14 protein-coding genes are annotated in these 15,379 nt (G+C 73.0%); 7 read left to right on the top strand and 7 right to left on the bottom strand.

Annotation, left to right across the window (positions count from 1 at the left end; genetic code table 11):
• Window positions 1-80: 80 nt before the first annotated feature.
• From prfB to pruA, 3 genes are all read right to left on the bottom strand, one after another.
• Complete coding sequence (gene prfB, locus OG617_RS19820; RefSeq protein WP_396676169.1) at window positions 81-1,202, bottom strand: peptide chain release factor 2; 1,122 nt, start codon at window positions 1,200-1,202, stop codon at window positions 81-83.
• 165 nt (window positions 1,203-1,367) lie between these two features.
• On the bottom strand, window positions 1,368-1,883 hold the full coding sequence (locus OG617_RS19815) for a helix-turn-helix transcriptional regulator (RefSeq protein ID WP_396676171.1): 516 nt from the start codon (window positions 1,881-1,883) through the stop codon (window positions 1,368-1,370).
• A 166-nt stretch (window positions 1,884-2,049) separates the two neighbouring features.
• Complete coding sequence (gene pruA / locus OG617_RS19810) at window positions 2,050-3,678, bottom strand: L-glutamate gamma-semialdehyde dehydrogenase (protein ID WP_405094548.1); 1,629 nt, start codon at window positions 3,676-3,678, stop codon at window positions 2,050-2,052.
• Window positions 3,679-4,116: 438 nt separating this feature from the next.
• Between pruA and OG617_RS19805 the strand changes: the two genes are divergently transcribed.
• On the top strand, window positions 4,117-5,178 hold the full coding sequence (locus tag OG617_RS19805) for a hypothetical protein (RefSeq protein WP_405094547.1): 1,062 nt from the start codon (window positions 4,117-4,119) through the stop codon (window positions 5,176-5,178).
• A gap of 58 nt (window positions 5,179-5,236) precedes the next feature.
• Here OG617_RS19805 and OG617_RS19800 read toward each other — a convergent pair whose 3' ends face one another.
• A complete protein-coding gene (locus tag OG617_RS19800) occupies window positions 5,237-5,746 on the bottom strand; it encodes a DUF6912 family protein (protein WP_405094546.1) in 510 nt (169 codons plus the stop codon).
• A 189-nt stretch (window positions 5,747-5,935) separates the two neighbouring features.
• Between OG617_RS19800 and OG617_RS19795 the strand changes: the two genes are divergently transcribed.
• The 3 genes from OG617_RS19795 to OG617_RS19785 all read left to right on the top strand — a co-directional run bounded on the left by OG617_RS19795 (window position 5,936) and on the right by OG617_RS19785 (window position 8,174).
• A complete protein-coding gene (locus OG617_RS19795; protein ID WP_396676179.1) occupies window positions 5,936-6,163 on the top strand; it encodes a helix-turn-helix domain-containing protein in 228 nt (75 codons plus the stop codon).
• A 99-nt stretch (window positions 6,164-6,262) separates the two neighbouring features.
• Window positions 6,263-6,865, top strand: a complete 603-nt coding sequence (locus OG617_RS19790) for an Rv3235 family protein (protein ID WP_405094545.1) — start codon at window positions 6,263-6,265, stop codon at window positions 6,863-6,865.
• Between the two features lie 250 nt (window positions 6,866-7,115).
• A complete protein-coding gene (locus OG617_RS19785) occupies window positions 7,116-8,174 on the top strand; it encodes an IS110 family transposase (protein ID WP_405094544.1) in 1,059 nt (352 codons plus the stop codon).
• A gap of 194 nt (window positions 8,175-8,368) precedes the next feature.
• Here OG617_RS19785 and secA read toward each other — a convergent pair whose 3' ends face one another.
• Window positions 8,369-11,290, bottom strand: a complete 2,922-nt coding sequence (gene secA, locus OG617_RS19780; RefSeq protein WP_405094543.1) for a preprotein translocase subunit SecA — start codon at window positions 11,288-11,290, stop codon at window positions 8,369-8,371.
• A 160-nt stretch (window positions 11,291-11,450) separates the two neighbouring features.
• On the opposite strand from secA, the gene OG617_RS19775 reads away from it, so the two are divergent.
• On the top strand, window positions 11,451-12,620 hold the full coding sequence (locus OG617_RS19775; RefSeq protein WP_405094542.1) for a GNAT family N-acetyltransferase: 1,170 nt from the start codon (window positions 11,451-11,453) through the stop codon (window positions 12,618-12,620).
• A complete protein-coding gene (locus OG617_RS19770; RefSeq protein ID WP_405094541.1) occupies window positions 12,617-13,735 on the top strand; it encodes a GNAT family N-acetyltransferase in 1,119 nt (372 codons plus the stop codon). The genes OG617_RS19775 and OG617_RS19770 overlap by 4 nt, the downstream gene beginning before the upstream one ends.
• A 34-nt stretch (window positions 13,736-13,769) precedes the next feature.
• Here the strand turns inward: OG617_RS19770 and hpf are convergent, their stop codons facing one another.
• Window positions 13,770-14,390 carry a ribosome hibernation-promoting factor, HPF/YfiA family gene (gene hpf / locus OG617_RS19765; RefSeq protein ID WP_405103831.1) on the bottom strand — a complete coding sequence of 207 codons (621 nt, stop codon included), beginning with the start codon at window positions 14,388-14,390 and terminating at the stop codon, window positions 13,770-13,772.
• On the opposite strand from hpf, the gene OG617_RS19760 reads away from it, so the two are divergent.
• Window positions 14,271-14,633 (top strand): hypothetical protein, encoded by a 363-nt coding sequence (locus tag OG617_RS19760; RefSeq protein ID WP_405104122.1) that lies wholly within the window; start codon window positions 14,271-14,273, stop codon window positions 14,631-14,633. The genes hpf and OG617_RS19760 overlap by 120 nt on opposite strands.
• Before the next feature lie 18 nt (window positions 14,634-14,651).
• Here the strand turns inward: OG617_RS19760 and OG617_RS19755 are convergent, their stop codons facing one another.
• Window positions 14,652-15,329 (bottom strand): ComF family protein, encoded by a 678-nt coding sequence (locus OG617_RS19755; RefSeq protein WP_405103829.1) that lies wholly within the window; start codon window positions 15,327-15,329, stop codon window positions 14,652-14,654.
• Window positions 15,330-15,379 lie beyond the last annotated feature (50 nt).

Here is a 15,379-nt window from a genome sequence, read left to right as displayed (position 1 = left end):
CCCACGCCCCGCCGATGCGAGGCGCGTCATCGAAACACCCTGTTAGCGGGAGATCGACGACGCGCTCCGCCCGCGATCGATCACGCTGAGTCGCCGGCGAGCTGTCGCTGCTTGCGCCAACGGATACCGGCTTCGATGAAGCTGTCCAGCTCGCCGTCGAAGACCGAGGTCGGATTGCCCGTCTCCTGCTCGGTTCGGAGATCCTTCACCATCTGATACGGGTGCAGAACGTACGAGCGCATCTGGTCGCCCCACGAGCCGGCGGCGTTCTCCTTGAGCCCCTCCAGCTTGGCCTGCTCCTCCTGGCGCTTGCGCTCCAGCAGCCGGGCCTGGAGCACCCGCATCGCGGACGCCTTGTTCTGGAGCTGGGACTTCTCGTTCTGGCAGGTCACCACGATGCCGGTGGGGATGTGGGTGAGCCGCACCGCCGAGTCGGTGGTGTTGACGCTCTGCCCGCCCGGGCCGGAGGACCGGTAGACGTCGACCCGCATCTCGTTCTCGGGGATGTCGATGTGGTCGGTCTGCTCGGTCACCGGCAGCACCTCGACACCGGCGAAGCTGGTCTGCCGGCGGCCCTGGTTGTCGAAGGGGCTGATCCGCACGAGGCGGTGGGTGCCGGACTCCACGCTCAGCGTGCCGTAGGCGTACGGGACCTTGACCGCGAAGGTCGCGGACTTCAGGCCCGCCTCCTCGGCGTACGAGGTCTCGTAGACCTCGGTGGGGTAGCCGTGCCGCTCGGCCCAGCGCAGGTACATCCGCAGCAGCATCTCGGCGAAGTCGGCCGCGTCCACGCCGCCGGCCCCGGCCCGGATCGCCACCAGCGCCTCCCGCGAGTCGTACTCGCCGGACAGCAGGGTGCGGACCTCCATCTCCTGGATGGCCTTGGTGAGCCCGCCGATCTCGGTCTCCACCTCGGTGAGCACCCCGGGGTCGTCCTCGGCCTCGGCGAGCTCCAGCAGCACGCGGGCGTCGTCGAGCCGGGAGCGCAGACTGCCCAGCTTGCTGATCTCGCCGTTGACGTACGACAGCTGGGAGGTCACCTGCTGCGCCTTGGCCTGGTCGTCCCACAGGTCCGGCGCGGAGGCCTGCTCCTCGAGCCGGGCCTTGTCCTCGTGCAGTCGGTCGAGGTTGAGCACGGCCTCGATGTTGCGCAGGGTGGCGTCGAGTTCCTTGAGCTGTTCGGCGTAATCGGCAGCGGTCACGACAGACAAGACTACTGCGAATACGGGAGGTCAGCTTGCGAGCCCCACGGTGACGGGCAAAAAGTGTCCGCGTGGCTGACGACCCGGGCCTGTCGGCCGCCCTGGTCACGGGCGGATCCAGCCCCGGGGACGGCCCGGTGGCGGGGTGGCGGGCCGTCGGTCGGGTCAGCCGACGGGGGCGGACTTCAGCCAGGACAGGGCGGCCTTGTGGTAGGCGACGGCGAACTCCAGCGCGCTGGCGTCGTACGAGTCGCCCTCCTTCTTGGCGTTCTTCACCTGCTCCCGTACCCGGGCCAGGGCCTCGCTGTGGTATTCGTTGGCGGAGACCTGGAGGTTGCGCAGCTGGGTGGCCGAGTGCAGGCCGCCGAAGGCGACCCGCAGGGCGATCGGGTTGCGGATGGTGTCCCGCCCCGGGTCCTCGGCCAGCCAGCGGGAGAACGTCCGCTTGCCGGCCGCGGTGATCGCGTACGGCTGGCTGGATCGGGGGCCGGGCTTGCCCAACCGCACCAGACCGCGCTCGGCCAGCACCGGGAGCTCGCGGTAGACCTGGCTGCGGGTCATCGACCAGTACGGGGCGAGCTTGCGCTCAGCGGCGGCCATCAGCTGACCGCCTGTCATGGGACCCTCGTGGAGCAGCCCGAGGAGGGCCGCCGCCGTGGGGTTCACTCCGGAATCCGCCATGCCCCTTACGCTGCCACTTTGCCGACCCGGCGTCCAGGATTTGCCATTTTCGCCACCCTGGAGGGTTTCCTTTGTGCACTGTCGGCGGGCGACAGTCCGTTGAGGGTCGGTCACGCTACGCACGGCGAGGGCCCCCGCGACGCGGCGGGAGCCCTTGCCGGACGCGTCAGCCCATGTGGGGGTAGGTGTGGTCGGTCGGTGGGACGAAGGTCTCCTTGATCGTCCGGGGGGACATCCAGCGGACCAGGTTGTGCCAGGAGCCGGCCTTGTCGTTGGTGCCGCTGGCCCGGGCGCCGCCGAACGGCTGCTGGCCGACCACCGCACCGGTCGGCTTGTCGTTGATGTAGAAGTTTCCGGCCGCGTACCGCATGCGCTCGGCCACCGCGTCGACCACCCGGCGGTCGGTGGCGAAGATCGCCCCGGTCAGCGCGTACGGGGCGATCGACTCGGCCTGGGCGACGGCCTCGTCGAAGCGGGCGTCGTCGAAGACGTGCACGCCGAGGATCGGCCCGAAGTACTCGGTGGTGAACGTCTCGTGCGCGGCGTCGGCGCACTCGAACAGGGTCGGCCGGACGAACCACCCGACCGAGTCGTCGGCGGTGCCGCCGGCCAGCACGGTGCAGGAGCTGTCGCCGGAGATCAGCTCCAGGGCTGCGGTGTGCCGGTCGAACGCCTTGGCGTCGATCACCGCGCCGCCGAAGTTGGTGAAGTCGGTGACGTCGCCGTAGGTCAGCGAGTCGGCGGTGGCGGCCAGCCGGTCGCGCAGCCCGCCCTCCCAGAGCGACCGCGGGACGTACGCCCGGGACGCGGCGGAGCACTTCTGGCCCTGGTACTCGTACGCGCCGCGGATCAGCGCGGTGTGCAACGCGTCCACGTCGGCGCTGGCGTGCGCGACCACGAAGTCCTTGCCGCCGGTCTCGCCGACCAGCCGGGGGTAGCCCCGGTAGCGGTGGATGTTGTCACCGACGGTCCTCCACAGTTGCTGGAAGACCTTGGTCGAGCCGGTGAAGTGGATGCCGGCCAGGTCCGGGTCGGCGAGCACCACGTCGGAGACCTCCTCGCCCCGCCCGGTGACCATGTTGATCACGCCGGGCGGCAGGCCGGCCGCCTCGAACAGCCGCATGGTGAAGTGCGCGGCGAACTGCTGGGTCGGGCTCGGCTTCCAGACCACGGTGTTGCCGAGCAGTGCCGGGGCGGAGGGCAGGTTGCCGGCGATCGCGGTGAAGTTGAACGGGGTGACCGCGTAGACGAAGCCCTCCAGGGGGCGGTGGTCGAGGCGGTTCCACACCCCCGGGGAGGAGAGCGGCTGCTCCTCCAGCAGGCCCCTGGCGAAGTGCACGTTGAACCGGAGGAAGTCGATCAGCTCGCAGGCCGCGTCGATCTCGGCCTGGACGGCGGTCTTCGACTGGCCGAGCATGGTGGTGGCGTTGAGGGTGTCCCGCCACGGGCCGGAGAGCAGCTCGGCGGCCCGCAGGAAGATCGCCGCGCGCTCCTCGAACGGCAGGGCCCGCCACATCGGGGCGGCGTCCTTGGCGGCCTTGACCGCGGCGCGGGCGTCGTCGTGGGTGGCGTGGCCGGTGACGCCCAGCACGTGGTCGTGCCGGTGCGGCTGCACCACGTCGATCGGCGCACCCCCGGCCATCCGCTGCTCGCCGGCGATGGTCATCGGCAGGTCGAGGCGCTCGCCGGCCAGCTCGGCCAGGCGTCGCTGGAGCCGCTCCCGGTCGGCGCTGCCCGGCTCGTAGGCACGGACCGGCTCGTTACGCGGCTCGGGTACGGAGAACACGGCGTCCATCGGGGCTCCTGGCGATCTCGGCAGCGGTGGCGAAATCGGACCCATGGGCACCGACCGGGCGGCCGGGACGCCGTACGCCGCGGGCTGCACCGGTCGCGGCGGCGGGACCTGCGCCGATTCTCCCACGCGGCACCCCCGGTTTCGCCCCACCCCGGCCCCACCCCGCCCGACCTGGCCCGAGCCGCGCCACGAACCCCGCCCTGCGAATCACCGCCTGGCCCACCTCGACTCCCGGCGATTCCGTCGCCTGGCCCGCGCCGCACCTACGATTCCTCGCCGGCCGCCACCCGGGGCGCGGGACGGGTGGGGCGCGGCGGAGGGCTGCGGACGGGCGGAGGGCCGGCGGTCGGGCGGCGCGTACCCTGGATGGCCGGTGACCAGCCCCGCCCGCGCGCCGACAGAGCCGGCCGGGTCCGGGCCTCCGTCGAAGGGGAGACGATGAGCAACCAGCCCGGCAGCTCCACCGCCGCGGAGCCGGACCAGCCGGTGCGGGACGCCCCAGCCGGGGCCGACGAGCCCGGCGACGACCGGAGGCCTGCGGCACCCGTGGAGCCGGCACCGGCCGCCGGGGGTACGCCCCCGGCCCGCGCCCCGGGTGCGGTCGTGCTGGCGCTGCTGGCCGTGGGCTGGCTGGCGGCGATGCTCTGGTCCACCCGGGCGGCGATCACCTCCGCCGAGGCGGGGGTCACCGCGATCAGCCTCTCCGCGTTCGCGCTGCCCGGGGTCATCTCGGCCGCCCTGGTGACCGGCGCGGCGGTCGCCCTGGCGGCGACCAACCTGCTGGCCAGGCGGGGCGCCGAGCGGGTCACCCTGCGCTTCGCCGTCGCGGTCGGCACCGGCGTGCTGGTCGGGCTCGCGGCGGCATTGGTGATCAACCTGACCTACTTCGACAACGCGACCACCAACGTCATCGCCGGCACCACCGCCGCGGCGGCGATCATCGGCGGCGCCGTTGCCGGCGCCGGCAACGCCCGGGTGGCCGGCGCGATCGTCGCCGCCGCGCTCGGCGCGCTGGTCTTCGTGGTGGCATTCAGCCGGGCCCGGGACCCGCTGTTCGACCTCTTCGGCGCGGGCGACACCCAGGAGTCGATGGTCGGTGCCGCGAAGTGGGTGTCCCGGTCGGAGTCCCTGCTCGCCGGCCTGCTGGCGGGGCTGCTCGCCTTCGGGTACCTCACCTGGGCCAGGCGGCGCGCCGAGCGGCACGACCCGGCCTCACCCGCCCCCCGGTGGCCCGGCTACCTGCTGGCCGGGACCGGTCCCGGCCTGCTCCTGCTGCTCGCCGAGATCATCATCCGGGTCGGCGGGCGCTCGCTGCTCGACCTGGCCGGCGCGCTGAGCGAGGCGGACGCGGTCGCCCAGACCTCGCTGGGCACCTCCCGGATCGACAACGGGATCTGGGTGCTCTTCGTCGGCGCGCTCACGGCGCTGATCGCCTTCGGTCGCACGCTGGGCCCCGCGCCGGGCGACGACGACGCCACCGAGGCCACGGCCGACCGCTGACGTCGCGCCCCGTCACCCCCGGGCCCGACCCGGCGGTACGGCGACACGGGGGGCGGTGTCAGGACGCGGCGCGCAGCAACTGCTCCAGCTCGCTGACGTCGTACCACTCCAGCTCGTGGTCCTCGGCGCCGTCGACGGTGAACTGGGCGTCCGGGTCGCCGGTCAGCGCCTCGGCGGCCACGGAAACGGCGGCGGCCACGTCGTCACGCGCGTCGTCGCCGTCGACGTGCAGCGCGGCCACCGCCGTCGCCGGCACCGGTCGGACCAGGCGGACCGCGCTGGAGCCGAGCACGTCGTCGGTGCGCCGCAGCGCCGAGGCGGGAACGTCGACGGAGACCACCGCGCGCCGACGGGGCGCGGCAGGATCGTCCCGGAGCAGGAGCAGCGCGTCCTGGGCGGCCCGGATGAACGCGACGTACTCCAGTTGCTCCTCGTCGCCCTCGGCGTACCACTCGCGCAGGGCGGGGGTCACCGCGTGGGCGTCGGTCTCGGGCAGCCCCTGCTCGGGGAGGCGGGCCAGCATCGGCACGATCGCCGGCACGTACACCCGGACAAGCTCCTCGGTCACCGGTACGTCTCCCCCGCTCCGCCTGCCGGCCGGCGTGCGCCGGCCCCGGGCGCCGATCATGCCGTACGCCTTGACCGTCATACACCCCGCACCCGCCGCACGGAGGGTTGCCGCGCGGGCGGCGGGTCGGCGACGCTGTCGGCAGCGGATGGCAAACTGAGGCAAACGACGTCAACCCCGGGAGTTTCCATGGAGCCGAGGTTCCTGCTGCTCTCCGACGTGGCCGCCGAGCTCAACGTGTCGGACTCGCAGGTCTACCACATGGTGCGGGGCGGTGAGCTGCCCGCGATCAAGGTCGGCGGACGGGGGCAGTGGCGGGTCGAGCGCGCCCGCCTTGAGGAGTACATCCAGCGTAAGTACGCCGAGACCGCCGAGTGGGTCCGGGACAACCCGCTGAACGACCGCGACGCCGAGTAGCGACACCACACCGAACGGCATTGACCCCGGGCACCAACCTGGCCGAGAATCGAGGCTGTCGGAGGCAAACGAAGGTAAACGCAAGCATCGGGGGTATCGATGATTGAGTCCCGTCGTCCCGGACCCGTCCGCCCTCCGGTCCGGGTGCGGCCGGCGCCCCCGCTCGACCCGCCGTTCACCGAGGAGCCGGCCGAGGGCTGGCCCCGCCCGGTCGCCGCCCAACTGGCCCTCGACCTGTTCGAGGCGCACCGCCGCGCCCCGGCCCGCCCCGGCGGACGCCCACACGACCCCCGCCCCACCCCGGGCGGTCCCGGGCGGGCCACCCCGCAGGCCCCGCCGCCCGCCGCGCTGGTCACGGCCACGCCGGAGGCCACCCGGGCCGCCCAACGCTTCGTCACCACCTGCCTGGAGATCCTCAACGGGTACCGACCGCCCGGGCAGATCCGCCCGATGAGCGATCCGGCCTGCTCGGCGGACGTGATGCACGAGCTGACCAGGGCGGCGGCGCGCACCGGCCCGGTCCGTCGCCGCTCCACCCGCCCGACCGTGCGGCTGCGCCGGCTACGGGTCTGCGAGCCCCGCCCCGCGGCCGTGGAGGCCGCCGCCGTCCTGGGCAGCGCCGCCGGGCACACCTGGGCGATGGCGCTGCGCCTGGAACACCGGCGCGGCCGCTGGCTCTGCACCGTACTCCAGCTCGTCTGACTGTGAGGCTGGCCTGGTCGGTCCGCAGGTGATGGGCTGATGTCGGCAGCAGTGGGTGTGACTCTTCGTCTGACTGGCTTCGTGCCTTTGTGCGGACTTGTCCGTCCGCTGCTGCCGGCGCCGGCCCGGCGGGAGACGTTTGGCCTGATCAGGAGCTTGACCGCCAGTTAGCGGCTGGCGTGTCTCATCACAGTCCTGCCATCTCCGCACCGGACCGGACCCTTGCGTCCCCACGGTGAGGAGAGAACGCATGTCCATGCTGGCAGAACTGGTCGAAGTCGTCATCGGCGTCGACACGCACAAGGACACCCACACCGCCGCGGTGCTCGACACCCGCACAGGCGGAGTCCTGGCCAGAATCACGGTGAGTACCGATCCCGACGGTTATGTCGAGTTGGTGGCCCTGGCCGAGCAGCACTCGGGGCTGCGGGCCTGGGCGCTGGAGGGCTCCGGCGGCTACGGCGCCGGCCTGGCCCGGCACCTGGCCGACGCGGGTGAGATGGTCGTCGAGCTGGACCGGCCGTCACGCCCGGCCCGCCGTGGCGGGGCGAAGTCCGATGCGATCGATGCCGAACGTGCCGCCCGCGATGCTCTGGCCCGCACCAGGCTGGCGCAGCCCAAGACCGGACCCGAGCGGGCCGCGCTGCAGATGCGCCTGACCGCCCGCCGTGCGGCCGTGGAAGCCAGCGCCGATGCCCAGCGGCAACTGCACGCCATGGTGATCATCGCTCCGGAGGTGGTGCGGGCCCGGTTCCGTGGTCACAGCACCCGGACCATGCTCACCACCGCCACCCGGCTACGCCCCACCACCAACGCCGGCGTAGAGGTGTTCACCTGCCTGACCGTGTTGCGGGACCTCGACCGCCGCGTCCGCTTCCTCGAAGCCGAAGCCACCGCCCACGAGAAGGCGATCCGGACGATCGTGCGCTCCTGGCGACCGGACCTGCTCGACCTCACCGGCGTCGGCCCGATCGTCGCGGCCACCGTGCTCACCGCATGGTCCCACCCCGGACGCTGCCGCGACGACGCCGCGTTCGCCATGCTCGCCGGCGTGGCCCCGATCCCCGCATCATCGGGCAAAACCGTCCGCTACCGCCTCAACCGCTCAGGCGACCGCCAACTCAACCACGCCCTACACACCGTCGTCCTGACCCGGCTACAACGCGACGAACACACCCGCGCCTACGCCGACCGCCGCCGAACCCAAGGCAAGACCGACCGGGAGATCAAACGCTGCCTCAAACGTTACGTCGCCCGAGACCTCTACCGACGCCTTGAAAACCCACCCCAGCCACTTGACGCGCCATAGGAGCGTCCGCACCCGACGTCCGCGCCCGCGCCCCGGAGGTCGGGGCCGGGCACTGAGCCAGGGCCGGCAGCCAGGGCCGGGCACGGCGCCGGAGTCAGGGCGGCCTGGCGGACAGCAGGGCCCCGGCGGTCGCCGGGGCCCTGCTGTGGTGCTCGCTGGTGGGACGGGCGCCGTTGTCGGCGGCGCCGGACGGGTCAGTTGCCGCCGTTGGCCGCGCCGTGGCAGCGCTTGTACTTGCGGCCGGAGCCGCACGGGCACGGCGCGTTGCGCGACGGGCCGCCGGCCTCTCCCCGGGCCGGGACCGTCTCCCGGGCGGAGCTGGCCGCCACGGCGTGCCCGCTCCCGCCGAAGGCGGCCGGGCGGCGCTGAGCCTCGGGGGCCGGCGGGGCCGCCGGCCGGGCCGGCCGCTCGGAGCGGGCCGCGCGCACCGGCGGGGCCTGCTCCTCGGGCCGCTCCACGGCGACCGCCCCGGCTCCGGCCTCACCGTCGATGGTCGGCGCGGAGTACTGCAGGCCCTGCTGCTGGGGGGCGCGGCCCAGGCCCTTGGCCCGGATCTCCACCGGCTTGTCCAGCAGCTGCACCTCCTCGGCCTCGGCCTCGGGCTCGGCCTCCTGGACCTGGACCTCCAGGTTGTAGAGGAAGCCGACCGTCTCCTCCTTGATGCCGTCCATCATGGTGGCGAACATGTCGAAGCCCTCGCGCTGGTACTCCACCACCGGGTCGCGCTGGGCGTACGCCCGCAGGCTGATGCCCTCCTGGAGGTAGTCCATCTCGTAGAGGTGCTCGCGCCACTTGCGGTCGATGACCTGAAGCAGCACCATCCGCTCCAGCTCGCGGGTGCCCTCCTCGCCGAGCTGCTCCTCGCGCCGGTCGTAGGCGGCGTTCGCGTCCTCCTTGAGGCGGGCGAGCAGGAAGTCCTGGTCGAAGCCGGCCCGCGAGCCGATCTCCTCCTCCAACTCGGCCAGGACGAGGCCCACCGGGTAGAGCTGCTTGAGGCTGGACCAGAGCTGCTCAAGGTCCCAGTCCTCGGCGTAGCCGTCGCTGGTGGCACCGACCACGTACGCGCCGATCACGTCGTCGATCATGTTGCGGACCTGCTCGGAGAGGTCCTCGCCGTTGAGCACCCGCAGGCGCTCGGCGTAGATGACCTGGCGCTGCTTGTTGAGCACCTCGTCGTACTTCAGGACGTTCTTGCGGATCTCGGCGTTCTGGCCCTCGATCTGGGCCTGGGCGCTCTTGATCTGACGGGTGACCATCTTCGACTCGATGGGCACGTCCTCGGGGATGTTGAAGCGGTCCATCACCGCCTCGACCGCGCCGGCCCGGAACCGCTTCATCAGCTCGTCCTGCAGGGACAGGTAGAAGCGGGACTCGCCCGGGTCACCCTGCCGGCCGGCCCGGCCGCGCAGCTGGTTGTCGATCCGCCGGGACTCGTGCCGCTCGGTCCCCAGCACGTAGAGCCCGCCGACGCCCGCGACCTCCTCCGCCTCGGCCTCGCAGGCCTGCTTCCACTTGGGCAGGACCTCCTCCATGGCCTTGGCGTACTCCTCCTCGTTCTCCGCCGGGTCGAGGCCGCGCTGGCGCAGCTCGTTGGCGGCGAGGAACTCGGCGTTGCCGCCGAGCAGGATGTCGGTGCCCCGGCCGGCCATGTTGGTCGCCACGGTGACCGCACCCTTGCGCCCGGCCTGGGCGACGATCTCCGCCTCCTTGGCGTGGAACTTGGCGTTCAGCACGGAGTGCGGGATGCCCCGGCGGCGCAGCAGCTGGGAGATGATCTCGGAGTTCTCCACCGAGACGGTGCCGACCAGCACCGGCTGACCGGCCTGGTGCCGCTCGGCGATGTCCTCGACGACCGCGTTGAACTTGGCCTTCTCGGTCTTGTAGATGACGTCGGCCCGGTCCATCCGGACCATCGGCCGGTGGGTCGGGATGGTCACCACGCCGACGTTGTAGACCTTGTTGAACTCGCCCGCCTCGGTCTGGGCCGTACCGGTCATGCCGGAGAGCTTCTCGTAGAGGCGGAAGTAGTTCTGGAGGGTGATGGTGGCCAGGGTCTGGTTCTCCTGCTTGATCTCCACCCCCTCCTTGGCCTCGATCGCCTGGTGCATGCCCTCGTTGTAGCGGCGCCCGTGCAGGATGCGGCCGGTGAACTCGTCGACGATCAGGACCTCGCCATCGCTGACGATGTAGTCCTTGTCGCGCTTGTAAAGCTCCTTGGCCTTGATCGCGTTGTTCAGGTAGCCGACAAGGGGGGTGTTCACCGACTCGTAGAGGTTGTCGATGCCGAGCCGGTCCTCCACCTTGGCCACGCCGCGCTCGGTCACCGCGATGGTGCGCTTGGCGTAGTCGACCTCGTAGTCGCCCTCGCCGTCCTTGCCGGGCTGGAGCCGGGCCACCACGCCGGAGAACTCGCCGTACCACCGGGCCGAGTGCTCGGCCGGGCCGGAGATGATCAGCGGCGTCCGGGCCTCGTCGATCAGGATCGAGTCGACCTCGTCGACCACCGCGAAGTTGTGGCCGCGCTGGACCAGCTCGTCCTTCGACCAGGCCATGTTGTCGCGCAGGTAGTCGAAGCCGAACTCGTTGTTGGTGCCGTAGGTGATGTCGCACTCGTACGCGGCGCGGTGCTCGCTGGCCGGCCGGTTGGGCAGCACCACGCCGACGGTGAGCCCGAGGAACCTGTGCACCTGCCCCATCCAGGCGGCGTCACGCGGGGCCAGGTAGTCGTTGACCGTGATCACGTGCACGCCCTTGCCGGACAGCGCGTTGAGATACACCGCCATGACCGAGGTCAGGGTCTTGCCCTCACCGGTCTTCATCTCGGCGATGTTGCCGAAGTGCAGCGCCGCCCCACCCATCACCTGGACGTCGTACGGCCGCTGGCCGAGCACCCGGGCGGACGCCTCGCGCACCGCGGCGAAGGCCTCCGGCAGCAGGTCGTCGAGGGTCTCACCGTCGGCCAGCCGCTCCCGGTACTGGTCAGTGAGGCCCCGCAACTCGTCGTCGGTGAGGTTGACGTAGTCGTCCTCGATCGAGTTGACGGCGGCGGCGATGGCCTTCAGCCGGCGCACCATGCGGCCCTCGCCAGCGCGGAGGACCTTTTCCAGAATCGACACGGATCAACGCTCCCCTAGACAGTCTCGACCCATCGTAGGCGCTCCGTCGGCCCGATGGTCACTGGTGGCGGCGGTCCGGTCGGCCGAAACCGACATAACGCTCGGACAACGAGCCGGCGGCGGGATATCCGGTTACGCCCAACGCGAACGATCCGGCACGATGGCTCGGGTGGAACCCGTGGAACTCACCGAGGACGGTCTGCTGCTGCGGCCCTGGCAGGCGACCGACTCAGACGTCGTGCACCGGGCCTGCCAGGATCCGGACATCCAGCGCTGGACCACCGTACCTCGCCCGTACCTGCCCGAACATGCCCGCGAATTCGTCACCGAGCTCAGCGCGGCGGCCTGGCGCGACGGCACCGGCGCCCCGTTCGCCGTCTGCGACGCCGCCACCGGGGAGCTGCTGGCCTCCTGCGGACTGGTGGCGCTGGACAAGGCGGCCGACACCGGTGAGATCGGCTACTGGGTGGCCCCCTGGGCCCGGGGCCGGGGCGTCGCGGCCCGGGCCACCCGGGCCGTCGCCCGGTGGGCGTTCGACGCGCTCGGGCTGCGCCGGCTGCTCTGGCAGGCCGAGATCGGCAACCACGCCTCCCTGCTGGCCGCGCTGCGCGCCGGCTTCCGGGTCGAGGGCGAGCTGCGGCTGGCCCACCCGGCGCCCGACGGCCGGAGGGAGGGCTGGATCGGCTCCCTGCTCCCCGGCGAACTGCCCGCGCCAGGCGCCCCCGGCCCGGCCGGCCCGGAGACCCTGGACGCCCGCCGGGCCGCCGTCTTCGGCCGGGCGCAGCCCACCCTGTTCGCCACCGTCGGAGCCGGGGAGCTGCGGCTGCGCCCGATCGAGGAGCGCGACCTGGACGCGATCGCCGAGACCTGCCGTGACCCGCACACGATCGAGTGGACCACGGTGCCGGCCCCGTACGAGCGGGCGAACGCCGAGGGATTCAAGCGGGACGTCGCCGAGGCGGCCTGGGCGCGCGGCACCGGGGCGTACTTCACCGTCGCCGACGGCGACGACCGGTACCTCGCCTCGATCGACCTGCGGATCTGCGCCGCCGACCCGGTGCAGGGCATGGTCGGCTTCATGACCGCGCCGCGCGCCCGGGGCCGGGGGTACGTGCCGGCCGCGACCGTCGCCCTGGCCGCCTGGGGCTTCACCACCCTCGGCCTGGCCCGGATCGAGTGGCGGGCGCTGATCGGCAACACCGCCTCCCGCCGGGCGGCGGAGAAGGCCGGCTTCACCATGGAGGGCGTGGCCCGGGCGGCGCTGACCGTCCGCGGCGGCGCCCGGGGCGACGCCTGGACCGGCTCGCTGCTCCCCGGGGACCTGACGTGAGCGCGCTGCCCGACACCGTCGAGGCCGAGGGGGTCCGGCTGCGGCCGTTCCACGTCGACGACGTCGCGGACACCGCGTCGGCCTGCTCCGACCCGATCACCCAGCGGTTCCTGCCCGACCTGCCGAGCCCGTACACCGAGGCGGACGCCCGGTGGTGGGTCGCCGAGGGCGCCCCGGCGACCTGGGCCACCGGCCGGGCCGCGTACGCGGTCGCGGACCCGGCGACCGACCGGCTGCTCGGCGGCATCGGCCTGAGCAACCCGGTTCCGGCGCGGGGACAGGCGGAGATCGGCTACTGGGTCGCGCCGTGGGCGCGCGGGCGCGGCGTGGCCTCCGCCGCGACCCGGGCACTGGCCGCTGCGGCGTTCGCGCACGGCACGGCCCGGCTGGAGCTGCTCACCCACCCGGAGAACGCGGCCAGCCAGCGGGTCGCGCTCGCCGCCGGCTTCCGGCACGAGGGGGTACGCCGCGCGGCGATCCCGACCCGCGACGGCGGCCGGCACGACCGGGTCTGCTGGGTGCGGCTGGCCGGCGACCCGCCCGGCCCCGTGGCCCGGGCCCTGCCCGATCTGCCCGGCGGCCGGCTCACCGACGGCGTGGTGGCCCTGCGCCCGGTCGGCGCGGACGACGTGGCGGGGATGTACCGGCTGCACCGCCGGCCCGAGGTGGTCGCCAACCGGGTCCCGCCGGAGCCGCCGTCGCTCGCCGACATCGAGCGGCGCTGCCGGCTCGCGGAGAGCCGCTGGCTGGCCGGGGTCGCCGCCGACCTGGCCATCCTGGACGCGGCGACCGGCGAGCTGGTCGGCGGGTGCGCCCTGTACCACGACGAGCCGGCGACCGGGCAGGCGATGATCGGCTACAGCATGCTGCCCGCCGGGCGGGGCCGGGGCCTGGCCACCCGGGCGGCCCGCCTCGTCGCCGGCTGGGCGTTCGACGAGGTCGGGCTCGCACGGATCTGGGCGGGCACCCGCCCCGAGAACGTCGCCTCGCAGCGGGTGCTGGAGAAGGCCGGGTTCTCCCGCGAGGGCCTGATGCGCGGCCGGCTGCCCGGCCCGAACGGCACCCGGAGCGACTCTCTCATCTACGCCCTGCTCGCCACCGACGTTCCCCGCTGACCCGTGCGGGCCAGCGGGGAACGGCCGGTCGGGGTCAGGCGTCGAGGGAGATGATGCCGTAGTCGTAGGCGTGTCTGCGGTAGACGACGCTGGGGCGGCCGGACTCCTTGTCGTGGAACAGGTAGAAGTCGTGCCCGACCAGTTCCATCTGGAACAGCGCGTCGTCGACGGTCATCGGCTCGGCGGGGTGCAGCTTCGCCCGGGCGATGTGCCAGGGCTGGTCGTCGTGCTCCTCCTCGACCCGTTCCGCGACGGCGGTGGCCGTTCGCGAACCGTCGAGGGCCGCGACGGGAGACCCGAGATCCGCCACCGGCAGGTCGGCGGTGGCCGCCGCGACGGAGATCGGCGCGTGCCGGCCCCGGTGGATCCGACGGCGGTCCGCCGCCCGGCGCAGCCGGTTGTCCAGCTTCGCGATCGCGGCGTCGAGCGCACTGTAGAAATCATCGGTGCAGGCCTCGGCCCGAATCACCGGACCACGGGAAACGCACGTTATCTCGACCCGTTGGCAATGGTCGGACTGGCGTGGATTGCGCTCGTGGAACAACTCGACATCAACACGAATAAGTTTGTGATCGTAACGTTCGATCTTCGCGAGCTTCTCGGCTACGTGTACCCGGTAATGATCCGGAACCTCGACGTTTCGGCCCTTGACCACGATGTCCACGTGACCTCCCTTGTTCGGACGGCCTTCGATTCGGAAATCCCGGCCGGCTCGCCCTCTGGGAAGCCCGTGCGGCGTCGACCGGGTCAGTGCGCGGCTCCGCCTCCTCTCACCGCCGGGGGCGGGTGGGAATGCCTTCCTACCCCCGACACGAAAACGCTAACCCTTGTTCGTCCGCCAGTCACCCCCCGCCACGGAAAGGCTCAGAACTTTCACAGGATGGACACGGTCGGGTGAAACGGAAAACACGAAACGTCATCGGCGATGTCGTTTCTCGGTCGCGGCGAGCACCGCGGCGACCTGCGGTGACAGGCCGGTCGCGCTGAGCGCCCGTCCGGCGGCTGCCAGGGTGACCCCGGTGGTGACGATGTCGTCGAGCAACACGACCACCGGCGTCGGCGCTCCGGCGCGGGGCCTGGGCACGGCCGCCCCGGGGCGGGGCCGGAACGCCGACTCCACCGCCCGGGCGCGGCCGGCACGGTCCAGGGTCGTCGAGTCCGGCCGGGGCAGCGCCCGCAGCGGCCGGACCACCCGCACCGGCCACCCGGCCCGGCGCAGCCGGACCGCCGCGTGCCGGGCCAGCCGGTTCAGGTGGTCGCCGTACCGGGCGCGGGCCGCCGCCGCCGAGTCCGGCACCGGGGCCAGCAGCACCGGCCGCGTCCCGCCCACCGCGTCGGCCACCACCTCCGCGAGCAACCCACCCAGCGGCCGGGCCAGCCCGTGCCGGCCCCGCTCCTTGTACGCCAGCAGCGCCTCCCGCAGCGGCCCGGCGTACGGGCCGAGGGCGACGCACGGCGGCAGGCCGGCCGGGGCGGGGGTGGGACGTACGGGGCTGGGGGCCAGCGCCTCCAGCGCCGCCACGCAGCGGGGGCAGAACCCGCGCCGGACGGTCGCCGTGCGGTCCCGGCAGCCGGCGCACTCCACCGGCAGCACCAGGTCGGTGAGATCCGCCCAGAGCCCGCCGACGACGCCGCGCACCGCGC

It is taken from the genome of Micromonospora sp. NBC_01412 (genome assembly GCF_045040215.1).
GTDB lineage: Bacteria > Actinomycetota > Actinomycetes > Mycobacteriales > Micromonosporaceae > Micromonospora > Micromonospora rubida.
Note: the sequence above shows the minus strand (reverse complement) of the source record. Positions and strands in the feature narration are given on the sequence as shown.